20 protein-coding genes and 1 pseudogene are annotated in these 24,044 nt (G+C 39.6%); 10 read left to right on the top strand and 11 right to left on the bottom strand.

The window, feature by feature from the left end; all coding sequences use genetic code 11:
- The first annotated feature begins 76 nt into the window (after positions 1 to 76).
- The 5 genes from ALW18_09300 to ALW18_09280 all read left to right on the top strand — a co-directional run bounded on the left by ALW18_09300 (position 77) and on the right by ALW18_09280 (position 5,105).
- A complete protein-coding gene (locus ALW18_09300) occupies positions 77 to 784 on the top strand; it encodes a hypothetical protein (GenBank protein AOE52686.1) in 708 nt (235 codons plus the stop codon).
- A gap of 2 nt (positions 785 to 786) precedes the next feature.
- The gene (locus tag ALW18_09295; protein ID AOE52685.1) at positions 787 to 2,565 is read left to right on the top strand and encodes a hypothetical protein; all 1,779 of its coding nucleotides are present in this window, start codon (positions 787 to 789) and stop codon (positions 2,563 to 2,565) included.
- Between the two features lie 64 nt (positions 2,566 to 2,629).
- A complete protein-coding gene (locus ALW18_09290) occupies positions 2,630 to 2,947 on the top strand; it encodes a hypothetical protein (GenBank protein AOE52684.1) in 318 nt (105 codons plus the stop codon).
- A gap of 36 nt (positions 2,948 to 2,983) precedes the next feature.
- Entirely contained in the window at positions 2,984 to 3,763 is a 780-nt protein-coding gene (locus ALW18_09285; protein ID AOE52683.1) for a 16S rRNA methyltransferase, read from the top strand.
- Positions 3,753 to 5,105, top strand: a complete 1,353-nt coding sequence (locus ALW18_09280; GenBank protein ID AOE52682.1) for a magnesium transporter — start codon at positions 3,753 to 3,755, stop codon at positions 5,103 to 5,105. Before ALW18_09285 ends, ALW18_09280 begins: the two co-directional genes overlap by 11 nt.
- Here the strand turns inward: ALW18_09280 and ALW18_09275 are convergent.
- The gene (locus tag ALW18_09275) at positions 5,094 to 6,107 is read right to left on the bottom strand and encodes a hypothetical protein (protein AOE52681.1); all 1,014 of its coding nucleotides are present in this window, start codon (positions 6,105 to 6,107) and stop codon (positions 5,094 to 5,096) included. The two genes, ALW18_09280 and ALW18_09275, sit on opposite strands and share 12 nt — an antisense overlap.
- Before the next feature lie 120 nt (positions 6,108 to 6,227).
- Between ALW18_09275 and ALW18_09270 the strand changes: the two are divergent.
- Both ALW18_09270 and ALW18_09265 read left to right on the top strand, forming a co-directional pair.
- Positions 6,228 to 7,172 (top strand): annotated as a pseudogene (locus tag ALW18_09270) (2-hydroxyacid dehydrogenase).
- 567 nt (positions 7,173 to 7,739) lie between these two features.
- Positions 7,740 to 8,123 carry a hypothetical protein gene (locus tag ALW18_09265; GenBank protein ID AOE52680.1) on the top strand — a complete coding sequence of 128 codons (384 nt, stop codon included), beginning with the start codon at positions 7,740 to 7,742 and terminating at the stop codon, positions 8,121 to 8,123.
- A 32-nt stretch (positions 8,124 to 8,155) separates the two neighbouring features.
- On the opposite strand, the gene ALW18_09260 is transcribed toward ALW18_09265, so the two are convergent.
- Positions 8,156 to 9,976: a glycerol acyltransferase gene (locus tag ALW18_09260; protein ID AOE52679.1), complete on the bottom strand. Its 1,821-nt coding sequence runs from the start codon at positions 9,974 to 9,976 to the stop codon at positions 8,156 to 8,158.
- A 190-nt stretch (positions 9,977 to 10,166) separates the two neighbouring features.
- On the opposite strand from ALW18_09260, the gene ALW18_09255 reads away from it, so the two are divergent.
- Positions 10,167 to 10,928, top strand: a complete 762-nt coding sequence (locus tag ALW18_09255) for an exodeoxyribonuclease III (GenBank protein AOE52678.1) — start codon at positions 10,167 to 10,169, stop codon at positions 10,926 to 10,928.
- Positions 10,929 to 10,957: 29 nt separating this feature from the next.
- Positions 10,958 to 11,920: a cell envelope biogenesis protein OmpA gene (locus tag ALW18_09250; protein AOE52677.1), complete on the top strand. Its 963-nt coding sequence runs from the start codon at positions 10,958 to 10,960 to the stop codon at positions 11,918 to 11,920.
- Between the two features lie 78 nt (positions 11,921 to 11,998).
- Here the strand turns inward: ALW18_09250 and ALW18_09245 are convergent, their stop codons facing one another.
- The 9 genes from ALW18_09245 to ALW18_09205 all read right to left on the bottom strand — a co-directional run bounded on the left by ALW18_09245 (position 11,999) and on the right by ALW18_09205 (position 23,114).
- Positions 11,999 to 12,862 carry a hypothetical protein gene (locus ALW18_09245; GenBank protein AOE52676.1) on the bottom strand — a complete coding sequence of 288 codons (864 nt, stop codon included), beginning with the start codon at positions 12,860 to 12,862 and terminating at the stop codon, positions 11,999 to 12,001.
- Positions 12,863 to 13,096: 234 nt separating this feature from the next.
- A complete protein-coding gene (locus ALW18_09240) occupies positions 13,097 to 14,449 on the bottom strand; it encodes a hypothetical protein (GenBank protein ID AOE52675.1) in 1,353 nt (450 codons plus the stop codon).
- A 74-nt stretch (positions 14,450 to 14,523) separates the two neighbouring features.
- Positions 14,524 to 16,137, bottom strand: a complete 1,614-nt coding sequence (locus ALW18_09235; protein ID AOE52674.1) for a hypothetical protein — start codon at positions 16,135 to 16,137, stop codon at positions 14,524 to 14,526.
- Between the two features lie 68 nt (positions 16,138 to 16,205).
- Positions 16,206 to 18,200: a glycosyl transferase gene (locus ALW18_09230; GenBank protein ID AOE52673.1), complete on the bottom strand. Its 1,995-nt coding sequence runs from the start codon at positions 18,198 to 18,200 to the stop codon at positions 16,206 to 16,208.
- 13 nt (positions 18,201 to 18,213) lie between these two features.
- Entirely contained in the window at positions 18,214 to 19,575 is a 1,362-nt protein-coding gene (locus tag ALW18_09225) for a DNA repair protein RadA (protein ID AOE54368.1), read from the bottom strand.
- 176 nt (positions 19,576 to 19,751) lie between these two features.
- Complete coding sequence (locus ALW18_09220) at positions 19,752 to 20,897, bottom strand: histidine kinase (protein AOE52672.1); 1,146 nt, start codon at positions 20,895 to 20,897, stop codon at positions 19,752 to 19,754.
- A 42-nt stretch (positions 20,898 to 20,939) separates the two neighbouring features.
- The gene (locus tag ALW18_09215; GenBank protein AOE52671.1) at positions 20,940 to 21,902 is read right to left on the bottom strand and encodes a hypothetical protein; all 963 of its coding nucleotides are present in this window, start codon (positions 21,900 to 21,902) and stop codon (positions 20,940 to 20,942) included.
- Between the two features lie 2 nt (positions 21,903 to 21,904).
- Complete coding sequence (locus ALW18_09210; GenBank protein AOE52670.1) at positions 21,905 to 22,255, bottom strand: aspartate decarboxylase; 351 nt, start codon at positions 22,253 to 22,255, stop codon at positions 21,905 to 21,907.
- A gap of 13 nt (positions 22,256 to 22,268) precedes the next feature.
- Positions 22,269 to 23,114 (bottom strand): pantoate--beta-alanine ligase, encoded by an 846-nt coding sequence (locus ALW18_09205; GenBank protein ID AOE52669.1) that lies wholly within the window; start codon positions 23,112 to 23,114, stop codon positions 22,269 to 22,271.
- 108 nt (positions 23,115 to 23,222) lie between these two features.
- Here ALW18_09205 and ALW18_09200 point away from each other — a divergent pair, with 108 nt between their 5' ends.
- On the top strand, positions 23,223 to 24,029 hold the full coding sequence (locus ALW18_09200) for a glycogen synthase (GenBank protein ID AOE52668.1): 807 nt from the start codon (positions 23,223 to 23,225) through the stop codon (positions 24,027 to 24,029).
- Positions 24,030 to 24,044: the final 15 nt, after the last annotated feature.

Raw genomic sequence — 24,044 nt, 5'->3', positions numbered from 1 at the left:
AAATTTGTTTTATACCGAACGCGGGTAATGCTAAAAAGGTGTTATCCGCGTTTGATATTTAAATGGTTTGATCCGAATGAAAAAACTATGCTGCATCCTTCTTTTATTGGCCTCGTCCTACACTTTTGCACAGAACGAAGTGCAGCTCCCAGCTCATGGTAAAGACACCCTTGCCTTTGTGCCAAAAGCATGGCGAATTGTAGCCAGGGCAACAGGCGATCTTAACAAAGATGCGAAAGACGATATTGCACTTGTTATTGAAGACACCAATAAGGAAAACTTTATTGAGAACGAATCGCTCGGTGCAAGGTCACTTAATGTTAACCCTAGATATCTGGTTATCCTTTTTAAGGATAGTAAAGGCTACAGGCTGGCTGCATTACATAAAAGTTTTATTCCGCCCGAGAATGATGAAGATGCTACCTGCCTTGCCGACCCACTTTTACAGGATGGCGGTATAGACATAAAAAAAGGAGTGCTGTCTGTTGATTTTAATTACTGGGTAAGCTGCGGCAGTTATGGTGTAAGCCATAGCACGTATAAGCTAAGATGGCAGAATGAGCAGTTTACGCTTATAGGTTACGACAGCAGTGAGTATAGCCGAAGCCTTGGTGATGAGAGTTCGATAAGCATAAACTTCATTACAAAGAAAAAAGCAATCACCACAGGTGGCAATATGTTTGATGAAACTCAAAATAAGCCCAAAACGGTTTGGAAGACAATAAAAATCGATAAATTTATTACATTGCAGGACCTGGACAGGTCTACACAAATTGATTTTTAACTATGAAAAAGATACTTGCCATTATAGCGTTTTTCTGTTCGGTTGCGGTGTTTGCGCAAAACGAGCAGCTTGCCTACAATTACTTCGAAAAAGGGGAGTTTGAAAAAGCATTGGTAATGTATCAGGAACTGGAACAGAAACAGCCCAATAATACGTTTTTCATTCAGAAGATAGCGGCTTGTTACCAACAGCTTCAAAAATATGCGGAGGCCGGTAAATTCCTGTCAGATAAACTTGCGAGGTCAAATCAGCCATTATTATATGTCGAGATAGGGTATAATTATCAGTTACAAAAAGAAACATCTAAAGCAAATAAAAACTACGATCTGGCGATAAAAGCAGTAACCGATAATCCGTCGTATGTTTATACTATTGCCAGCGCATTCGAACAGAAAGTACTTTTGGAATATGCTATTAAAGCCTATGATACGGCAACAGCCATAAACAAAAGCATGAATTTTGATTACCAACTGGCGCTTATTCAGGGGCAGTTAGGTAACACCGACCTGATGATAGAGAAATTGCTGTCATACGCATATAACAATCAGCAAAGCCTTCCACTGGTTCAAAATCAGTTAGGGCGTTTTATGAATGAGGAAAGCAGCGAGACATTTAACGCTTCCCTGCGAAAAGCTTTGTTGGTAAATACTCAGAAGACGCAGGATATCTTCTGGAACCAGTTTTTAAGCTGGTACTTTGTTCAGCAAAAAGACTACGGTAAGGCGTTTATCCAGGAGAAAGCAATCTTTAAAAGGCAGCCGGAACTGTTTATGAATATTGTAAACCTGGCCCATCTTGCTATTGAAGAAGATGAAGATGCGGTTGCCCGCGAGATACTGGACTTCATCCTGAAAAATACCGATGAGCCGGATTTGCAGATGCAGGCGCAGTTTGACCTTTTGGCTATGGACATTGAAATAGCAAAAGATAAAGACTACCCTGTATTAAAACAGCGTATAGAAGCATTGCTGGCACAATATGGTACAACGCCTTATACATTAGATCTACAGGTACTGAAAGCCGACTTTGAAGGCTTTCACCTTAAAAACACCAAAGCAGCCATAGAAACCCTTAACGCTGCGCTTAAATTACAGTTGAACCGTTATCAGACTGCTGAGGTCAAAATGAAGCTGTCGGATATATTACTGCTGGATGAAAAATTCAATCAGGCTATAATTTACTATGCGCAGGTTGAAGAAGATCTTAAAAATGATGCGGTAGGGCATCAGGCGAGTTTTAAGGTTGCACGCACCAGTTATTTTAAAGGCGACTTCGACTGGGCACAGAAACAGCTTAAAGTGCTTAAATCCTCATCATCACAGCTTATTGCCAATGATGCACTTGAAATTTTCCTGCTTATCATTGATAACACTGTTGAAGACAGTACACAAACGGCACTTAAAAAATTTGCCAAGGCCGACTTTAAGCTCTACCAAAATAAAAAACCAGAAGCCCTTATCATGTTTAAGGAGCTTATAGATAAAGACCAGACCAAAAGCATTAAAGATGTTACGCATCTTCGACTTGGTAAAATATACGAAAGCCAGGGGCAGTATGATCTTGCCCTGCAAAATTACCAGCAGATTATAGACAATTATAAAGAGGGTATTTATGTAGATGAGGCGCTTTTCTTCTCGGCAGAGATCTACAATGAAAAGCTAGCCGATCCTGAAAAGGCAAAGTCACTCTATGAAAAAGTGATCTTTGAGCACCAGGACAGCATCTATTTTGTTGAGGCCCGTAAGCAGTTTAGATTACTTCGCGGAGATACCAATAGTTAATTGTAACTTTGCACTGTGCATCACTGATAACCAAATTACCGCATCACCAAAAATCAAAAAAACAATGATAATATATAACGTAACCGTAAATATAGACGACAGCGTACATGACCAATGGCTTTTATGGATGACTGAAAAACATATTCCCGAGATTCTTTCAACAGGAAAATTTATAAGAGCTACGCTTGTAAAAGTACTGATTGTTGAAGAAATGGGAGGGTCAACCTATTCTGCCCAGTATTTTGCTGAAAGTGCAGAAAAGCTGGAAGCGTATTATGAAGAAGATGCACCCCGTTTCAGGGAAGAAGGAGCACGCCTGTTTGGCGACAAAATGCTTGCCTTTAGAACGGAGCTTGAGGTACTAAAAGAATTTAACGCTTAAAAAAGCCGCCCCGGCCTGTTGCTGCGGGCTATAAATATGGATAAAGTTAAAGCCAAAAAACACTTAGGGCAGCATTTCCTTAAGGATGAAAGCATAGCAAAAGACATTGCCGATACGCTAACGCTAAACGGCTATAAAAAAGTGCTTGAAATAGGCCCCGGTATGGGCGTGCTAACCAAATATCTTTTAGAGAAACCCATAGAAACATATGTAATTGAGATTGACACCGAATCGGTAACCTATCTTAATGCGCATTACCCAAAGCTTCATGGTAAGATTATCTCTGAAGATTTTTTAAAGTACAACATCACCAAAGATTTTGCCGATGAGCCTTTTGCTATAATCGGTAACTTTCCGTACAATATTTCAACGCAAATTGTTTTCCGTACGTTAGAGCTTCGCGACCGTATTCCGGAATTTTCGGGCATGTTCCAGAAAGAAGTAGCCGAGCGTATCTGCGAGAAAAAGGGTAGTAAAACCTATGGTATCTTATCGGTCCTGGTACAGGCTTTCTATGATGCCGAATATCTTTTTACGGTATCAGAGCATGTGTTCAATCCGCCGCCAAAGGTAAAATCGGGAGTGCTTAGGCTTATCCGTAAAGAAAACTATCACCTTCCGGTAGATGAAAAACTGTTTTTTGCAGTAGTAAAAATGGCATTTAACCAGCGCAGGAAAACCCTTCGTAACAGTTTAAAAACATACAACCTATCTGAAAATTTAAAGGAAGATACTATCTTTGACCTCCGTCCGGAACAGCTTTCGGTGGAGCAGTTTATAGATCTTACCCAAAAAATAGCGGCGAATGGAGTTTAAAATCAGCAAAGATTTTATTGCTCAGATTGAGCAATATATAAGTGAAAACCGTGAGGAGCAATTAGTTGCATTACTCGAGGATATTCACTACGCTGATATTGCCGAGATTATGGAGGAGCTGGACAGCAGTGAAGCCAGCTACCTGTTCCATATCCTTGACAGTGAAAAGACAGCAGAAATATTGCTTGAGCTGGATGAGGAAGTACGTGAAAAGATATTAAAAGACCTTTCGCCAAAAGAAATTGCAGAAGAGCTTGATGAGCTTAGCACCGATGATGCTGCCGATATTATTGCCGAACTTCCCGAAGAAAGAAAAGAGGAGGTAATACAGGAGCTTCTTGATGCAGAACACGCTAAAGATATTGTAGACCTGCTTCGTTACGACGAAGATACCGCAGGTGGTTTAATGGGTAAAGAGCTTGTAAAGGTAAACGAAAACTGGACCGTCCTTACCTGTGTCAGGGAAATGCGCGTTCAGGCGGAAAACGTTCAGCGTGTGCATTCTATTTATGTGGTAGATGACGAAAACAAGCTTAAAGGCAGGCTTTCGCTAAAAGATTTACTTGTTACCTCTACCAAAGCGCCCATTAGCGATGTTTATATCCCTAAAGTAGATTTTGTAAAAGTTACTACCCCGGATGTTGAGGTTGCGCGTATCATGCAGAAGTATGACCTTGAGGCTATTCCTGTGGTAGATGAGCTGGGTAGGCTCGTAGGGCGTATTACCATAGATGATATCGTAGATGTTATCAAGGAAGAAGCCGACAAGGATTATCAGTTAGCAGCAGGTATCTCTCAGGACGTTGAGGCGGATGACAGCATACTTGACCTTACCAAAGCACGTTTACCGTGGCTTATACTGGCATTGCTGGGTGGTTTTGTAAGCGTAAAAGTGCTTGGCATTTTTGAAGGCGCTATGGAAAACCACAAACAGCTTTTCTTTTTTACCCCGCTTATTGCAGCGATGGCAGGTAATGTTGGTGTACAATCGTCGGCGATTATTGTACAGGGTCTTGCCAACAACAGCATTAGCGGATCGTTATGGAACCGTTTGGTAAAAGAGGTATTGCTTACCCTTTTAAACGGATCTATACTGGCAATTATATTAATATTAGGAAGCCATTTCCTTTTGGATGTTGGTTACGAGGTTGGCCTTACTGTAAGCGTATCGCTAATATCTGTAATTGTAATTGCATCGCTTATAGGTACGTTTGTGCCTATACTTCTTAATAAATTTGGTATTGACCCCGCTTTGGCTACAGGGCCTTTCATTACAACGAGTAATGATATATGCGGTATCCTTATTTATTTCTCAATCGCTAAGATTATTTTAGGGTTTTAACAACTTACTTTTTGCCTTTACCATTTTGTTCTTTTTCTTTGGTCCGTTTGGATATTTAAACTCCACATGGATTGAGTATATTATTTTATTCCGCACCGTGTACCGGACAAGGCCTTCCATGTTGTTGAGATAAACCTCGTAGGTGTAGTAATTATTTATAGCACTTAGTGGCGCATCCCAATTTTTTAGCGAAACTGAATTGTCATATTTATTGCATAGCACGTCTTCGGGATCACCCAATTTTACGCCATCTATATAGACGATATCGTTAATTCCGGGATTGGCCGAATACTTGTCAATAAGAAGTTCGCTTATCATACCCTCGAGTCCATCAAAACTAAATTTGGTATCGCCGATGTAGTAGGACTTAACTTCCCTGAAGAATTTTCCGTTGGGCATATAGGTAGAGTCGGTTCTCGTAAAGCTAAAATAGCTTATTTCTTTTTCAAACTCTTTTCTTGTCATTCCATAAAAAGATTTTTCTTTGAGTCTGATGCTTTTTGCAGGGATAGAATCCATCTTCCATAGATAAATCTCGGTAGCGAAATCCCTTTTAAAAAAGTCGGTTATATCCCTAGTAAATACAGATGAAATATTATTTTGAGGAGCATGGTACTGATGTTGCTCGTTTGGAAAGAATACTGCCTTGTTATCGGGTGTAGTAAATACGGTATCCTTCTGGCTATTTACTTCTATAATAAACATATTGGTTACAAGTGCTTTTCCGACTGATTCTTCTCCACAGATTAAAGGTTCTTTATTCCATGTCAGGGCTTCAGTTTTCAGTTGCAAAAGGTTATAGGCTAATGTATCGTTAAAAGATTCCATTGCCTGTATGTAATGGCCTGTACGCTTTAGTTTTTTAGCGTAATATTCTATGCTGCAAGGTCCTATTTCATCATAATTTACAAGCCTGCAAATTGTAACTTTTGTGTTGTTTTTAAATTGCTGCTGAGCAGAACAAACACTACTAAGTAATAAAAAAAGTAATAGGTGTTTCATAGCTTTGACAGTTTACAATAAAAGTAATGATTTATCTTACAACGTAGTCATTAAATATTTAGTGTAGCATGAAGCGCGCTATACAGTAAGTGATTAACTTTGCTGTATAACTTTTTTACAATGAAAAACACAGTAAAAATTCTCCACATAGATAGCAACAATCCAATTCTATGGAATCAGCTGGAGGCAGCAGGTTTTGAAAACCATTCCGACTACACATCATCTAAAGAAGAAATTGAGGCTAAGATAGCAGATTACAATGGCATCGTTATTCGCAGCCGTTTTGATATTGATAAGACCTTTCTTGATGCTGCAACAAATCTTAAGTTTATAGCACGTGTTGGCGCAGGGCTTGAAAGTATAGATTGCGATTATGCTGAGGGTAAAGGCATTCACCTGATTGCTGCACCCGAAGGCAATCGCAATGCGGTAGGGGAGCAGGCATTGGGGATGTTACTCTCGTTATTCAATAATCTTAACCGTGCCGACAGGCAAATTCGCAACGGGCAGTGGATTCGTGAAGGCAACCGCGGACATGAGTTGGATGGAAAGACCGTTGGTATTATCGGTTATGGTAACATGGGTAAATCGTTCGCAAAGAAGTTACGAGGCTTTGATGTGGAAGTGCTTTGCTATGATATAAAACCAGCTGTTGGCGATGCCAATGCTAAACAGGTTTCGTTGGAAGAGTTGCAGCAAAAGGCTGATGTGCTTAGTCTGCACACGCCGTGGACCCCTGAGACTAACCGAATGGTAAATTCCGATTTTATTAACGGATTTATAAAGCCCTTCTGGTTAATAAATACAGCAAGGGGTAAAAGTGTGGCGACACATGACCTGACTGAAGCATTGCAGTCCGGAAGGATTTTGGGTGCTGCGCTTGATGTACTGGAATACGAAAAATCGTCATTTGAGCATTTGTTTAGTGACGGAACAATACCGGAGGCTTTTCAATATCTTTTAGAAGCAGATAACGTATTGTTGTCGCCGCATATCGCAGGCTGGACTTTTGAAAGCCATGAAAGACTTGCACAGGTAATTATAGATAAAATAAAAGCTGTTTATTTTGGTGAACCTGATATTGACAAGCAAGAAGAACGTGTAACAGGAGTAGGTGGCTTTTTCTTTAAGTCGGAAAATCCGGCAGCGTTACGGGACTGGTATAAAAAACACCTGAGTCTGGATACTAACGATTACGGCTGTACTTTTTTATGGAAGGATGCAAACGGAAATGATGCTTCTACGCAATGGTCGCCATTTGCTGCCGATACCAATTATTTTAGCCCGTCGCAAAAGCAGTTTATGCAGAACTTCAGGGTAAGCAACTTTGATAACCTTATAGAAAAACTAAAAGAAGAAGGTGTCACTATTATTGGTGAACCCGAAGCTTATGATTATGGTAAGTTTGGGTGGATCTTAGACCCCGAAGGCAATAAAATAGAATTGTGGGAGCCTGTTGGGTAAGTTCTTTATAAAAGTTAATTAATTGTTAGAGTTGGAATTGTAGATTAAATTGTAGGATAAAAGGGCGTATTTTAGTATTCATATTATGGAAGCTGAATCCATCCTAAAAACGGGGAGTAGCCGAAAATCCTTACGAGTAGGACAACCAACATCTAAATAATTATTAACATGGTACAGTGGTATTTAAAAGTAGTTAAAGAAAACTACGCTAACTTTTCAGGACGCGCAAGAAGAAGCGAATTATGGTATTTTATGCTGGTAAATTTTATTATATCTGCAATTCTGGGAGTTATAGATAGTGTGACCGGTATAGGGTTTTTAGCAGCTATTTATGGACTTGCAGTGCTTGTTCCTTCTATTGCTGTTGGAGTAAGAAGATTACATGATATTGATAAAGAAACTATTATGATCGTCTTAGCCTTCATTCCTGTTGTTAACTTTTACGTTATCTACCTGTGGACTATTGAAGGTGTACGCGGCCCTAATAAGTTTGGTCCCGATCCTAAAGCAGTTGAAACAGGTTTTTCAGATCTTACAAATAGTTCATTCTAATAAAAATGCCCTCACAAGAGGGCATTTTTATTTTAGATATGTTCTTCTCCCTTTTCGGCAACCTTGCGTTCCAGTTCTGCCTGAAACTCTTCCATAACCGGTTTAACAGTACTTTCAGGAAGATCGGCAATGCGTATGTACATTAGTCCGTCAACAGCGTTGTTGAATAGCGGGTCTACGTTAAAAGCAACAACCCTTGCATTCTGTTTAATGTACTTTTTAATCAGTACAGGCAGCCTAAGGTTACCCGGCTCTACTTCTTCAATAAATTTATCAAACTTGTTAAGGTCGGATTCAGCTTCGTTAAAAACAAAGTCTTTATCGGCATCCTTAAGTTTTACTTTATATTCTTTCTTAGGGTGTATGTATTGTGCAATATACGGATCATAATAATGCGATTTCATAAACTCAATCATCAGTGATTTAGAGAAATCAGAGAACTGGTTACTTATACTTACACCACCAATAAGAAATTTGTGTTCAGGATAACGTAACGTAGTGTGTACAACGCCTTTCCATAAAAGGAATAAAGGCATTGGTTTTTGCTGATATGCCTTGATGATAAAAGCACGTCCCATTTCTATAGACTTGCTCATCATGTCGTATAATTCAGGCTCAAACCTGAACAGGTCATGCATATAAAACCCGTCTATACCATATTTTTTATAGATCTCGGTACCAAGCCCCATGCGATAGGCTCCTGCAATTTGTTTTGTTTCATCGTCCCAAAGGAACATATGGTGATAGTACTTGTCGTACTGGTCAAGATCCAGCGATTCGTTAGTACCTTCCCCTACTTCCCTAAAGGTAATTTCACGAAGGCGGCCCAGCTCGTGTAAGATATTGGGTATCTTATCTGCCGAAACAAAGAACACCTCATAGTTTTTACTTTGCAGCAGGCGGTAATCACCTTTGCGCAGTGCAGCTACCTCTGCCATAATTTTGTCGTGGTTGGCAGGCAATGCAATGTCCTTAGGTCCTCGTGAAGACATCTTAAGGTTAAGGTGGGAAGTGTCTATAAGTTTGGTTTCTTTTTCAAAAGGGTTAGCCAGCATATACGTTTTTATACGTATAAATTCGGTGTAAGATTCCAGTGTTTTAAGGTCATCCTGTTCAGATACAGGAATTGGTTTTCCAATACGTACCTTAATAACACGGTCTTTTTGGGTAAGCAGTTCCGATGGCAGTTTTGCTGTTCTTAATGTGTCGCTTAACTGAGAAAGCCAGTAGAACAAACGGCTGTTTTTAGCATGGAAGTAAATTGGTACAACCGGCACTTTTGCTTTTTTAATAAGCTTCATGGCGCCTTCTTCCCAAGGTTTGTCTACAACCAGTTTGCCGTCTTTGTATGTTGAAACCTCTCCCGCAGGAAAAATTCCAAGGGGTTTGCCATCGCTAAGGTGGCGAAGCGCATCTTTAATACCTGCAACGCTCGATTTGGCATCTTTATGGTTTTCAAAAGGATTAACCGGCATTACATACGGCTTAAGTGGCTCTATACGGTGCAGCAAGAAGTTCGCTATAATTTTAAAATCAGGGTCTCTTTCTACCATTAATTTTAAAAGGAGAATACCATCTATACCACCAAGGGGGTGGTTAGAAACGGTAATATATGGTCCTGTTTTAGGAAGTCGTTTAAGGTCTTCTTCAGGAATTTCAAATTTTATCTGAAATTCATCAAGTATTGCATTCAGGAACTCAAGATCGGTTAGATGCTTGTTCCTGTCGTATATTTTATTCATTGTGGAGATCTTTAGGATCTTCATCAGAAGCCAGCCTGAAAAAGTACCTAAAAACCCATATTTGTCAGTCTTTATTGCTTTTGCAACTTCTTTAGCTGTAACTAAACTCATCTACATTTCGTGTTTCGGGCGAAAAACAAAGATAACAATTATAGCGAAACGTATAGGACGATTATTTTATTTAATTTTTTTATTAAAATGTTGTGTATCTGCCTGCTGTAAAGGCTATTATGGCTGAATATTTTCAAACTATTCCATTTGTTTGGTTTTTTGGTTACTTTTGGAATTCAAACTACACACAATGAGGATTATTTCTTACAATGTAAACGGTATTCGTGCCGCTTTTACAAAGGGTTTTATGGACTGGCTTAAGCAGGCCGACCCGGATATTATTTGCCTGCAGGAGATAAAAGCTACCCATGATCAGGTGGCTATTCATGAAATTGAAGAAGCAGGCTACTCTTACCATTATTGGTTTTCGGCACAAAAAAAAGGATACAGCGGTGTTGCGGTGTTTTCTAAGCACAAACCCAACAATGTGGTTTATGGTACTGGTATAGAACATATGGATTTTGAAGGCCGTAATTTAAGGCTGGACTTTGATGACTTCTCTGTAATGAGCCTGTATCTTCCGTCAGGCACTAACATAGACAGGCTCGATCATAAGTTTATGTACATGCGCGATTTTAATGCGTATGTAGACAACCTTAAAAAGGAGATCCCGAACCTTATTATATGTGGCGATTATAATATTTGCCATGAAGCAATAGATATTCATGACCCGGTGCGTAATGCAAAAGTTTCAGGGTTTTTACCCGAAGAAAGAGCATGGCTTGACGCATTCCTTAAAAACGGATTTATAGATACTTTCCGTCATTTTAATAAGGAGCCGCACAATTACAGTTGGTGGAGTTACCGCGCAGGTGCGCGTGGCAATAACAAGGGGTGGCGTATTGATTATGCACTTGCTACAGAACCTATGCGAGAGCGTCTTACACGTGCAGTAATCTTACCGGAAGCCAAACACAGCGACCACTGCCCCATACTGGTAGAGTTTGAGTAGATTTAGATTACCAATAAAACAGAAACATAATGAGAATTAAAACAATTTCGGCGGGATTGCTGGCTTTGGCACTAATGACCAGCTGCGTGTCTAAAAAGGTATATACCGATTTAGAGACTAAATATGCCGACCTTAAAAAAGAAAACAGGACACTTTCTGACGAAAATAAAGCCATTAGTAAAGAGCGTAATGAACTTGATCTTAAGTCAAAAGACCTTCAGGCGCAATTGGATAAGCTAAAATCTGAAAGGGATAAACTATCTAAAGACTACGCTTCTACAAAATCAGGATTTGATAATTTACAGTCGTCTTACAATGATCTTGAAAAAAGCAGCGGCGAGACCAATGCTACTATAAGCAAGAAAAACCGTGAACTTTTAGCAGAGCTTGAAGCAAAGCAAAAAGCACTTACCGCAGAGCAGGAAAGGCTTAATAAGCTTAAAGCGGAATTGCAGGATCGCTCTCAGCGTGTAGATGAACTGGAAGGAATGATCGCTGCACAGGAAGCCGGACTTAAAAAACTGAAAGAAACGCTGTCTAAAGCGCTAAACGGTTTTGAAGGTAAGGGTCTTACCGTTGAACAGAAAAACGGTAAGGTATATGTTTCTATGGAAAACAAGCTATTGTTTGGGTCCGGAAGCTGGAATGTAGGTGCTGAAGGTAAAAAAGCGGTAGTGGAAGTAGGTAAAGTACTTGCTGCAAACCCCGATATTTCTGTGCTTATAGAAGGTCATACTGATAATGTTGCTTACAACGGCAGCGGGCAGATTAATGATAACTGGGATCTTTCTACAAAACGTGCTACTGCTATAGTGCACATACTTCGCGAAAATAAAGGTGTGGATGCTAAAAATCTTACGGCAGCGGGCCGAAGTGAATTTGCTCCTGTAGCCGGAAACGATTCAGCCGAAGGTAAATCGAAAAACAGAAGGATAGAAATTATCCTTACGCCTAAACTGGATGAAATTTCTAAAATGCTTAACGAGATTTAATACATTTCGTTATTGTATAATAAAAAATACCATCCGCGCAGGCGGATGGTATTTTCATTTGTAACTCAACCTATTGTATTAATTCTTGATGAACTTGTTATTGTAAACCGCATTGTTAGCAGCAGCAACTTTAACAACATATACACCCTTTGCAAGCGGGGCAACGTCAATTTGTTGTGCATCGCCGGCAGTTTCGTGTACTAGCTGGCCTGCTACCGTGTAAACAGATGTGTTTTTAACACCTATACCATCAGGTAATGAAATGTTAATTACGTCTGTTGCAGGGTTAGGAGATAAGGAAACCAGTCTTTTATTAAATTCTGATGTGCCAAGGAAATTACATTCGGCAGTTAGCTCATATATCTGTTCTAAATTTGTAAGCTGAAACCATTCTCCTGCTCCCATTGCTAAAGATTCACCCACTACACCTTCTCCTGTTAAATAATGTGAAGTACTTGCCCATGCATTAGCGTCAGAGAGTACGCCCATCCAGTAACGGTCTTCCACATTGTCACCGTTTAAGTGAATTGGCTCGGCTAGATTTACAGTTATATTACGAATGTAGAAATCATGCATTTCATCGTAGGCAATAACTTCAAATTCGCCTACTGTTGTATTTGTAACGTCAAATAAAGTTTCATTAGGAACATAAGAAGACGCAACTTCCGGATCTTCAGGAACACCCAGTATATTGTCGTAAAAACGGAAATTGATGTAAGTAGGCACTTCTTTACTGGCAAGGGTCACCTTTATTTGGGAAATAATGATTTCCTGCCCGGCTGTAATAGGAATGTCTGCCGCAGCTCTTTGCCCTTGTTGTCCGCTGATAAATGTACCGTTCTGTTCTTCGGTATCGTTAATAACCACAGTGTTGCAAGTTGTGGTTTGTGCAAAGCCTGTTAGTGAAGCAAGCGCAAGCACGGTCATGTAAACTTTTTTCATAATTAATTGGATTTAATCGTTATCCCTAAATTACAATGTTTTTCTGTCTGTAAGATACCCTTCACAAATTTGTTTTATTTTGGCGTAATTGAGTACAAAACATATTTTTAGTTGTATTTCTGTTAAATATTTTTTTCGGCATTGTAATTGATGGAGTATGTTTAGCAATAATGTTAAAAAGCCCTGCTGAATAGTTCAGCAGGGCTTTTTGGTTTTGGTGTTTAAAAGGAACTATTAATTGATAATAAGCTTTCTGTTGGTTTTTGTACCTGATGCTTCTAACGACAGTATATACACTCCCGTTTGCAGCATTGAAGTATCTACTTTAGATTCGTTACCTGCTATCGGCTGGTCAATAATCAATTGCCCACGTATATCATATATACTTGCACGGCCTGAAGATGCATCTTTAAGCCCGATGTATACTTCACTGTGCGCAGGATTAGGGTAAAGTGTGAACATGTTATTTGCAAAATCGTCAAGACCTGCTACAGACGTATCTGTAATTTTATATACAGTTCCTCCTCCGTCTGCTATATATAGCTCACCATCTGCATCTTCGCCAAATGTTGTAAAACTTCCGCCAAAGTCGCCCAGCCACGCAAGTGTGTTTTCAGCATCTACAGTGCCTATTTCACCGGTACAGTAATCGGCAAAAAAGTATTTCCCAACCATATTAGGATATGCGGTACCGTTATACACATATCCACCGGTAATAGAGCAGCGTGATGTGCCTTCGTGTATATATTGAGCTACAGGGGCAGTGTAATTTATTGGATCTGTACATTGGCTAAGATTATATTCAAGTGTACCTTCATAACATCTCCAACCGTAATTAAGGTTTGATAGTGATGATAATGATTTATTTATTTCTTCTGCCGCCCCCTGGCCAACATCAGCTATCCATAAATCGTCATTGGCTTTGTTAAATGAAAATTTCCATGGATTACGCAATCCGAAAGCCCATACTTCATCGGCGCCATCTATACCAACGTAAGGGTTACCGGCAGGAATATAAGGTGCAGCAGCATTTACATCAAGGCGTAAAATTTTTCCTAAAAGAACGTTTATATTCTGTGCTCTGTTTTCCGGATCACCGGCGCTGCCCCCATCACCCATAGCTATGTAAAGATAGCCTCCCGGGCCAAAACGAAGGCATCCTCCCTTATGGTTGTCATAAGGCTGATCTACAGTAAGCATAATCAATGCAGATTCAGGATCGGCACTGGTAGCACTTGCGCCTCTTGTATAGCGGGCAATAACTGTATTGCCGGCAGTGTTAACATAATTTACATACAGGTAGCCGTTATTTGAATAGTCGGGGTGAAAGGCAAGTCCCAGTAAGCCTTTTTCACCAGTAAAAGATACCAGAGAACTTAAATCCAGATAATCTGTTTCCTCAACCGAACCATCTGCATTCAGTATCCTTATGTGGCCGCTTTGCTCTGCAACGAATAATCGTGCGTCTCCGGCATTAACTATTTCAGAAGGGCTCTCAAACCCATCTGCAAATTCTTCAAGCTCTAATGTTTGTGAAAATCCTATTCCGGTAAATAACAGGGATAGCCATAATAATTTTGTCTTCATAGCAAAAAAGTTAATTGGTTATTGTATTAAAATTACTATGAAGATTTGATATTAAAATATTGGTTAACAAAACATTATAAGTTATCGACACTTCTGTTTTTGGGATGTTTAACTTTGTAGCTAATCCTCAGTTTTTTATTTTCTCCCGGTTTAAGATTAAGTTCCCATGTAAGTATTCCCGATTCTGCTTCCACTTTTGCGCCGTCACTTTGCAATAATAAGGTTTCAATCTCCTTATCGGTACTGATAGGGTATTGATCTTTAACCGTAATTTTTGCACCCTCTTTTTTATTATTACGGATAATAATGTCATAAGTAAACATCTGCTCCCTGCCGGAAGAAAGGAATTTTGTTCCCGATTTTTCGGCTACTTTTTCGCGCTCAACCGATATTTTCTTATCTCTTCCCATGCTAAGGTTTAGTGTATCTGTTGTTTGCGACGGATTAATACGCGTCTTACCAATGTACATGCCCTCGAAAATAATATTGGCTTCGCCTTTAAGAAGATTGTATTTAGAATAGTCGTTTATCTCTGCCAGCAGAAAGGCCTCCTGTTCCAGTTTAGGTACGGTATAATGCTTGTAGGTAGCGGGCAGCTTTATTTCTTTAAGCGTAACGCTGTGCTGTTTCCCATTGCTAAGAATGTCATACGGCAAATCAATATCAAATGAAATATTCATTTGGTTTTCAGTAATAGTCGTATAATTTGAAATTGAAGATTTTGTTTTGGTAGTAGTACGATAGCCTTCTACGACAACTTCCTGAAGTGCCTGAGGAGCAGCAACGGCATACTCTTTATCAAATGAGCCTTCAGCTGTATTGGTAGCTAAACTCAAAAACCATGTGCTAAGCTCGGGGGCGTAGCTGCTTTGGTTGGGCATACCGCTTGATAATGTTAGCTTTACTTTTTTCCAGTCAATACCCGTTTGTTGTACTACCTGTGCCTTATACAGCATATTAATTGGGGAGGTGGTATTGTCTGCCTTTAGATCATAAAACGGAGTCCAGCCTGCATTCTGCGTAAGATAGCTAATGTCGAGGTTTGTGCTTATGGTGGCATCGCTCATTACCTGCAATACCAGTTTGCCTGTAGATGTTTTTTCTTCCTTACTGGTGTTGATTTCCAGTTTGCTATTAAGTCGCGAAAGTGTTTCGGTTAGTTTTTGCTCTTTTAAAGTAAAGGCATTTATGGCGTTCGCTGTTTCGGTACGTTTTGCTTTGTAGTAGTCTACCATCTTGATAAGTTCTGCAACACTAAGTCCCGATTGCTGACCGTACACCTGGTTGTTTTTGTCTAATAGTTCAAGTATTTTTTGTTCGGATGCTTTTTGATTGGCAACTAATGCAAGTTCCTTATGAACCAGTGTTATGCTGTCGCGCACTTTTTTAATAACGGGCGATGTTTCATCGGGTTCAAATTCTGAAATGTAATCGTTGGTGAATTGTACCGACAGAACAGTGATATTCGCAGGAACACCAATCTGAACCGTATTTTCATTAAGGTAGTTAGCAACGTTTTTAATAACAATTTCAGAAGTGCCCGCAGGCAGGCTAACAGCCGCCGACTGTGTAATTTCGGCAGCATTAAAATATACGGTGGCCGCTTTAACCTTTGCGGTTGTAAAAACGGGTTTTTGGGCAAATGTACTTGCAGATACCAACAAAAATAGCAGGAAAATCTTTTTCATAATAAAGAGTATTTATTACTATAGATTATCCTGCTGCCTAAAAGGTTGGGACGAACCCAAAATATTTTTTAAAAAGCGCGTTTTGTAAAGTTAATAAGGAAATCCTGTACCCCGGTAGAATCGTTCTCAAAAGGGTTAACTTCTTTAATTCTTATTCGCGAGCGCGCACGGCCTATAACATTTACCTGCCCGGATTGTGCAATGGTATCTTCTGGGGTAAGCAATCCGCGCCTTAGCATAATGTTTTTAATATATTCGCTGTGTCTAACTGCATGTGGCTTAAGTTCGCCCTGTTCATTAAACTGCCACATAAAGCCTTTTGGCCTTGGTATAATACTAGCCAGGTATACGCATTCGTCAAGGGTAAGCTGGCTTGGGCTTTTGTCAAAATAATACGCAGCTGCCTCGCCAATACCATATACATCGGGTCCCCATTCTATAACATTAAAGTACACTTCGAGCATACGTTCTTTGCTGGCAATGCGGTTGTTCTCCAGTATGTAAACCAGTAATATCTCTTCAAGTTTTCTCGAAAGTGTTTTTTCGCGGGTAAGAAAAACATTCTTAACCAGCTGCATACTTATAGTGCTGGCTCCACGTGCAAACTTTTTAGTTCGTATGTTCTTAACAATAGACTGTTTAAATGCCTCGTTGATAAAACCCCTGTGACTAAAGAATGAGGGGTCTTCGCTGGTTAACACCGCTTTACGAAGGTAGGGCGATATGTTTTCCATAGGCGTATAGTACGGATTGCCCGTTGTTAACGAAACAGCGCGTTGTGCCCTTCCGTTCTCAATAGCCCTGTATGTAAAACCTGTATTAAGTTTGGCAAGGTCGGCCTCGCCATATTTTATAATCTTAAGTCCTTCTTTTTTCAGGCTGCTGTCAAACACCACCTTGTTAGGTTTGTTTTTATTGTACATAAAGTCGAGGCTATAGCTAAAGCTTCCCTCGGCTTCCATGCCTTCAAAGTTTGTAAATAATCCGTTAGGTAATGATACTATAAAATCCTGCGCCTGCATTTTTGGGATTCGGGCTTTCATTTCGTAAATAGTATCTTCTTCCACGCTGTATTTTAAGAAAGGATGTACCTTAATTTTATTAAGCTGCATTGTAGACGTACTATCCAGCGCAACGAAATCTTCTCCGAAAAGAAAACGGTAATCAAAACGGGCATCGTCTATAACTACATCCTGATTAGCAATACGCTTATGGTTTACCATAAAATTCTTGATAGATGCGTAGCCGTCTAAGTGCAATTCACCACCACTCATGTCAATCTTATCTACATTAACATGTATGGCATCAAAACCAGATTTAAGTCCGTAACGCTTATAGATAAAAGGAATCTCAATGCGGGTTGTGTCGGTATTAAAAAAGTCAAGGTCGGCCTGTTTGTTACGCGGATCGGCAAAACCTTTTACTTTCCAGTTCTGTACAATATTTTCGCCACGTACTCCAATGGTAGATTCCAGTTGCTTATCGGCTAGTGTAAGGTTACCCAAGTGCAGCGATACCTTCCTGCCCATATCTTCAAGGCGAAGTGTAAGGTTGGTAAGGTTCATGTCTGTTGGGACAAGGTTTAGCGCACGGTTAAGTATCCTATATGCTCTGTCTGCATAATTAGCACCGTCGCTGCTGTCGTCTTCCTCGTCTTTGTTTTTGTTTTTCAGGAAAGCGTCAAAGTTTCTTCCATTCGAATTTTTTACCAACTGAACAAAACCATGTTTCATTTCCAGCGTACCGAGCTGAACATCGCAGGTAAGCAGCTTTGCCAGATTTATACTGGTTTTAAGTTCTTTTACCTGTAAAAGGGTATCTGCATTTTTAGGAACAAGAGTAATGCCTTCCATTTCTATATTGGAAAAGCCTTTGAATTTTGCCGATTTTACAGTAAATGTACTGTTGTATTCGGTGTTCATCTTGTTGGTAATCTTTGTAATTGCTTTATCCAGCACCATGTTACGGAAAGCAAAAAAAGATGCTACCGAAAGTATGATGATTACAACAGCAATTTTTAATACCAGTATTGCTATGCGTTTTCCGCTTTTTCTTTTTCGCATTATATATAATTGTCTAACCGAATAGGTGGCCTGCTACATCTTCAATCTTTGCCACCAGCCTGATGTCAATTAGTGTGTTTTTTAATGAAATTTTATTGTACTTAGATACAAAAATAGTAGAAAATCCTAACTTTTCTGCTTCCAGTATGCGTTGTTCTACCCTGTTTATCGGGCGAATCTCTCCCGAAAGGCCAATTTCTCCCGCAAAACAAAAATCTTTATTTATAGGAATGTCTTCGTTACTGGATAATATTGCCGCTACAACTGCCAGGTCTATAGCAGGATCATCAACATTTATGCCACCCGTAACATTAAGAAACACGTCTTTCGCGCCAAGCCTGAAACCGGCACGTTTTTCCAGCACTGCCAGTATCATGTTAAGCCTCTTGGCATTGTACCCGGTTGTAGAACGTTGTGGAGTTCCGTACACAGCAGAACTTACCAAAGCCTGTATTTCTACCATTAGCGGGCGCATGCCTTCCATAGTAGTAGCAATCGCGGTACCACTAAGTTCTTCCTCTTTATGCGAAATTAATATTTCCGACGGATTAGTAACTTCTCTTAATCCGGTGCCAAGCATCTCGTAAATACCCAATTCGGCAGTAGAACCAAAACGGTTTTTAAGCGATCGTAGTATACGGTACACGTGATTACGGTCGCCCTCAAACTGAAGTACAGTGTCTACCATGTGCTCCAGTATCTTAGGTCCTGCAATACTGCCGTCTTTGGTAATGTGCCCAATAAGTATTACCGGTACATTGCTTTCTTTGGCAAATTTTATAAGTTCGGCAGTGGTTTCGCGGATTTGCGATATGCTTCCAGCGGTAGATTCTATATAATCGGTATGCAGTGTTTGTATAGAGTCGATAATAACCACTTCTGGTTCTATGGCTTCTATCTGCTTAAAGATGTTTTGTGTTTTTGTTTCGGTAAGTATGTAGCAATTGTCTGCCGAAGGTGTAATCCTTTCGGCACGCATTTTTATCTGCTTCTGGCTTTCCTCGCCGGATACATATAATGTGCGGTAAGGCAGCTTAAGCGATATCTGCAACAGAAGTGTACTCTTACCTATACCCGGTTCGCCGCCCAAAAGCGTCAATGATCCCGGTACCAGGCCGCCACCCAAAACGCGGTTCAGTTCTGCATCGCCTGTGTTAAGACGTATTTCCTGAGCCGAATCAATCTCATTTATCTTTAAAGGGCGTGCTGCTTTTTTAACCTCTCCGTTAGAGGGTTTCCACGCCTGCTTCTCTTCTTTTTGTATAACTTCTTCAACAATGGTATTCCATTCTTTGCATGCATTGCACTGCCCCTGCCACTTAGAGTATTGGGTGCCACAATTTTGACAAAAAAAGGAAGTTTTAAGTTTAGCCATGTAACGGGTGTAATCTGTTATAAGCCTCAAAAATAGATAAAAGGACTCATTTTTAAAGTTAAAAACGCTGTTTTGTTTTATGCGTATTGCTTCCCTTATTACCAGTAGAGACATTGCATAGCAACGTCTCTACATATGTTTAAATGGTATATCGGCATTTCTATAGTCAGGCAGCTTTACTTAAGATTATCGGCCTTTTCCAGCATCATATCTTTAGAATATTCACCAACTTCGCTGAGGCTATAGGCTTTCATATAAGCATTTATAGCTTTTTTATTATCGCCTGTTTTCTCGTAATACAGTCCGGTGTAATATTCTGCAAAAGTTGTTTTAGGGTAGTTTTTAGAAGCCACGTCAGATAATGTTTTCAGTTCTTCGTAAGCACCGTTTTTAAGTATGGCAGCTTCAATAGCCCTAAAATCATTTAGCCTTACAGGAATTTTAACCCCAAGATCTTTCTGAATAACATCATATTTTTTATTCAGGTAATCTACATAACCGCTTTTAAGAGTAACTATCTTTTCTTGGTATTCGGTAGATGTTATGGGCTGGTATACTGCAAATATGTGGTACAGCGCATCAGGGATGGCATATGTAACCAGTGAGTAATGCGACGCCCCTTTAATGTCATCAAAATAATATTTAAGCGTAGGGTTGCTTAATTTTTTAATGTTTTCGTCAAGGGTTTTTACTTTTTTCTGCATTTTAGGCACATCGCCATCGGCAGTAGCCAGATAGTAATACACAGGAGTCTTAATCTCGCCAAGTCGTGTAGCAAGGTCTGTTTCCATTTCTTTAGGAAGTTCAGGGCTTAACGCTATATATGCACTAAAAATTGGATTTTCTTTATACAAAAAGAAGTTAAGGTAACCTGCAGTAAGGTCGTGTCCGGCAATCATTTTAAACGGAGAAACGCGGTATTTTTTTTCTATTTGCGGCAGTAGTTCGGTCACCATAAAATCGAAGAATTTTTCTCCGAATTCGTCAGGTAGACCGGTTTCTTTATCAATACGGCAGTCGGTCTTGCGTTCGTTATTTTTGTTTTGATTAATACCAACAATAATAACTTCGGGCAGGTCGTTCCAGTATTCTGTGTACGATAATGTTCCGGCAAAAGGGTCTACAAGATAATCGCCATCAAGCAAAACCAGTAAAGGGTATTTTTTATTCTTGTTGGCAGGAGCATCATACGATGCCGGTGTTACTATGGTAATCTGCCTGACAGCATTTAATTTTTGCGACTGAATGTCTTCGGTAGTCTTTTTTTGAGCAAAAAGCGAAGTGGTAAAAAGTAATAAAAATAGTAAGGTTTTGTTTTTCATTGCTTAGCGGTTAGTTGATAGAAACGCCAGGCAAGGTAGCAATTATTTACGTTTGTAGAGTAACGGTAATATTAAAAAAGACAGTGCTCCTAAAAACACAAGCATACCTGTTTGCGATGCCCATGTAAGCCATCCAAAGGCAGTTCCTGCAGCTTTAGGTACGGCATAAAGGCCAAGCACTCCGGCAAGTGCGGCAGGGTATACTCCAAAACCACCATTGCTAAAAGTTATGGCAAGGCTGCCTATAACAAAACCTACACATACAACGCCAAAACTAAGTTGTGCTGTTTGAGGCAATGCAAATATGGTAATGTAAAACATTAGCACATAGCTAAACCATATATATAATGATAGTAGTAGAAACGGCCATTTGTTAGGCATTTTAATCACACTTAAAACACCTTCCATAAGGCCGGATATTTTTTGTTTCAGTTTTAAAAGCCATTTGTTTTTACTGTACATGTAAAAAAGTACAGCACCTCCCATAAGTACAGCGCAGCAAATGCCGTATATAATAAGGTTTTGGTAGGGTATGTTTTCACTAAGGTAATCTTTAAGGGTGCCAAACTGAAGAATAACCGTTCCGGCAACGCAAAACAGCAACAGGAAAAGATCTACCACACGTTCACTAATTATAGTACCAAAGGCTTTGTCAAAAGGAATATTGCTGTAGCGTTTTAAAACAAGCGCCCGGCTCACCTCTCCGCTACGCGGCACCGTCATATTCATAAGGTATGTAATGCATACGGCACTGAATTTAACCATAAACGGACTTGTATATCCTATATGTGCCAGGGTGTACTTCCAGCGGTATGCGCGTGCAATATGACCTGTAAGGCCTACAAATAAAGAAAGGTAAATATAGAAATAGTCGGCGTTTTTAAAATAGCCTTTTATTTCTTCCAGCTGTGCCGGTGTAAACTGATTATAAGTATATATAATTAAAAAAACTCCCACGGCTAGAGGGAGTGTTATACTTAAAATTTTGCTTAATTTCTTGTTCAAACCTACGTAAGAGTATTGTTTAGTTCATTAGGAAAAACAAGTGACGGCTTGAAAGTCTTAGCTTCTTCAAAATCTAGTATACCGTACGATATAATGATAATGATGTCGCCTTTTTGCACTTTTCTGGCAGCAGGGCCATTAAGTGTAATGTCTCCGCTGTTCCTGTTTCCTTTAATAGCATAAGTTTCTAATCGTTCACCATTATTAATGTTCACGATAGCTACTTTTTCACCTTCAATAATATTAGCAGCCTCCATTAAAACTTCGTCAATGGTGATGCTACCTATGTAATTTAAATCAGCTCCAGTCACCGTAACACGGTGAATCTTGGACTTTACAACTTCAATTTGCATGGCGCAAAGGTAATCAATTTAATGAAATATTGTCAATTAACCTAACATTGCTTAAAAAAACCGCAATAAAAGCCCTGTATTTCTTGTTTTCCTTAATAACTGCGGGCAAAAGATTATCTTCTGCAGCTATCTCAAAATAGTCCATAGCAAATTCAGGATGCGCTTTGAAGGCGTTGTTTACATAGCTTTTTACGTCTTCAATACTTTCGGAAGCAAATTTTTCACGAGCTTCACTTAATATCTTATAAACAAGGGCTGCTTTGGTTTTGTCATCTTCAGACAGCCTCTGGTTTCTTGAACTCATTGCCAGTCCGCTTTTTTCGCGACTGATAGGACAGCCTACTACCTCTAAAGGCATGGCTTCTTTTTCCACCATCTTTTTTACGATCTGCAATTGCTGAAAATCTTTTTCACCAAAGTAGGCACGGGTAGGGGTAACAATTTCGAAAAGCTTTTTAACGATTGTACCCACGCCATCAAAATGGCCGGGACGGTGGCTGCCTTCCATCTGGTGTTCCAGCCCATCGAATGAAAAGTGTCCGGATACGGTGTTTCCATCATACATTTCATCTACCGAAGGGGCAAAAACAATAATCTTATCGCTTACTGTTTTTATCTTTTCTACGTCGGCATCAAGCGTTCTAGGGTATTTTTCGAGGTCTTCGGGGTTATTAAACTGCGTAGGATTAACAAAAATGCTTATAACAGTAACATCGTTTTCCTGTGCCGATTTTTCCAGCAGGGAAAGATGGCCAATGTGCAGTGCACCCATTGTAGGCACGAAACCTATTGAAGATTTGCGGCTTACGTAAGTAGATAATAGCGAGGTCAAACCTGCTTTATTATTGAAAATGAGCATCAATTTCGGATTAAATATCACCGCAAAATTAATATAATAGTTACATAATGCGCAAAATTGTTTAATTTTGCATGTTTTTACACCAACAACTAAATACAAGTTTTGAACATGGAGGATAAGAGGATATTATATGTATCATCTGAAGTAGTGCCCTATTTGGCTGAGAATGAAGTGTCTTTAATGTCGTACGATGTGCCAAAAATGATTAATGACCAGGGTGGGCAGATAAGAATTTTTATGCCCCGATACGGAAATATTAATGAAAGAAGGCATCAGCTTCACGAGGTAATACGCTTATCAGGAATGAATTTGGTGGTTAACGACATGGATATGCCGCTTATTATAAAAGTGGCTTCTATACCAAAGGAAAGAATTCAGGTATACTTTATTGATAACGACGAATACTTTAAGCGAAAAGCTACTTTATCTGATGAAGACGGTACTTTATACCCGGATAATGATGAGAGAGCAATATTTTTTGCAAAGGGCGTTGTAGAAACCGTTAAGAAACTTAACTGGGTTCCGGATATTATTCACGTTCATGGATGGCTTGCAGGTATGCTGCCGGTTTACATGAAACACTATTACAAAGATGAGGCATTGTTTGCCGACACCAAAATAGTTACTTCTGTATACAATCAGGGATTTGAAGGTACACTTGATAAAGACATGCTTAAAAAGGTATTGTTTGATAATGTGCCTAAAGATGACGTTGCAATGCTTGAAGTGCCTAATTACGAGAATGTAATGAAGGCTTCGATAGCACATTCTGATGCTGTTATCATTGCTTCAGATAACCTTTCAGATTCGTTGGTTAAGTTTGTTGAGGCCTCAGGAAAACCTTTCCTTCCATTTGTTGGCAAAGATAAATTTGCAGAGGCGTATACTAATTTCTATAGAAATCAGGTTTTATAGTAAATCTAACAAACA

Origin of the sequence: Flavobacterium psychrophilum (assembly GCA_001708385.1) — a bacterium.
Taxonomy (GTDB): domain Bacteria; phylum Bacteroidota; class Bacteroidia; order Flavobacteriales; family Flavobacteriaceae; genus Flavobacterium; species Flavobacterium psychrophilum_A.
The sequence above is the reverse complement of the archived record's forward strand: the minus strand, read 5'-3'. Positions and strand labels throughout refer to the sequence as shown.

What these genes read in the sequence shown, in the direction of transcription:
- ALW18_09300 (AOE52686.1), top strand. Translation starts at nt 77, where the DNA reads ATGAAAAAACTATGCTGCATCCTTCTTTTATTGGCCTCGTCCTACACT.
- ALW18_09295 (AOE52685.1), top strand. Translation starts at nt 787, where the DNA reads ATGAAAAAGATACTTGCCATTATAGCGTTTTTCTGTTCGGTTGCGGTG.
- ALW18_09290 (AOE52684.1), top strand. Translation starts at nt 2,630, where the DNA reads ATGATAATATATAACGTAACCGTAAATATAGACGACAGCGTACATGAC.
- ALW18_09285 (AOE52683.1), top strand. Translation starts at nt 2,984, where the DNA reads ATGGATAAAGTTAAAGCCAAAAAACACTTAGGGCAGCATTTCCTTAAG.
- ALW18_09280 (AOE52682.1), top strand. Translation starts at nt 3,753, where the DNA reads ATGGAGTTTAAAATCAGCAAAGATTTTATTGCTCAGATTGAGCAATAT.
- ALW18_09275 (AOE52681.1), bottom strand. Translation starts at nt 6,107, where the DNA reads ATGAAACACCTATTACTTTTTTTATTACTTAGTAGTGTTTGTTCTGCT.
- ALW18_09265 (AOE52680.1), top strand. Translation starts at nt 7,740, where the DNA reads ATGGTACAGTGGTATTTAAAAGTAGTTAAAGAAAACTACGCTAACTTT.
- ALW18_09260 (AOE52679.1), bottom strand. Translation starts at nt 9,976, where the DNA reads ATGAGTTTAGTTACAGCTAAAGAAGTTGCAAAAGCAATAAAGACTGAC.
- ALW18_09255 (AOE52678.1), top strand. Translation starts at nt 10,167, where the DNA reads ATGAGGATTATTTCTTACAATGTAAACGGTATTCGTGCCGCTTTTACA.
- ALW18_09250 (AOE52677.1), top strand. Translation starts at nt 10,958, where the DNA reads ATGAGAATTAAAACAATTTCGGCGGGATTGCTGGCTTTGGCACTAATG.
- ALW18_09245 (AOE52676.1), bottom strand. Translation starts at nt 12,862, where the DNA reads ATGAAAAAAGTTTACATGACCGTGCTTGCGCTTGCTTCACTAACAGGC.
- ALW18_09240 (AOE52675.1), bottom strand. Translation starts at nt 14,449, where the DNA reads ATGAAGACAAAATTATTATGGCTATCCCTGTTATTTACCGGAATAGGA.
- ALW18_09235 (AOE52674.1), bottom strand. Translation starts at nt 16,137, where the DNA reads ATGAAAAAGATTTTCCTGCTATTTTTGTTGGTATCTGCAAGTACATTT.
- ALW18_09230 (AOE52673.1), bottom strand. Translation starts at nt 18,200, where the DNA reads ATGCGAAAAAGAAAAAGCGGAAAACGCATAGCAATACTGGTATTAAAA.
- ALW18_09225 (AOE54368.1), bottom strand. Translation starts at nt 19,575, where the DNA reads ATGGCTAAACTTAAAACTTCCTTTTTTTGTCAAAATTGTGGCACCCAA.
- ALW18_09220 (AOE52672.1), bottom strand. Translation starts at nt 20,897, where the DNA reads ATGAAAAACAAAACCTTACTATTTTTATTACTTTTTACCACTTCGCTT.
- ALW18_09210 (AOE52670.1), bottom strand. Translation starts at nt 22,255, where the DNA reads ATGCAAATTGAAGTTGTAAAGTCCAAGATTCACCGTGTTACGGTGACT.
- ALW18_09205 (AOE52669.1), bottom strand. Translation starts at nt 23,114, where the DNA reads ATGCTCATTTTCAATAATAAAGCAGGTTTGACCTCGCTATTATCTACT.
- ALW18_09200 (AOE52668.1), top strand. Translation starts at nt 23,223, where the DNA reads ATGGAGGATAAGAGGATATTATATGTATCATCTGAAGTAGTGCCCTAT.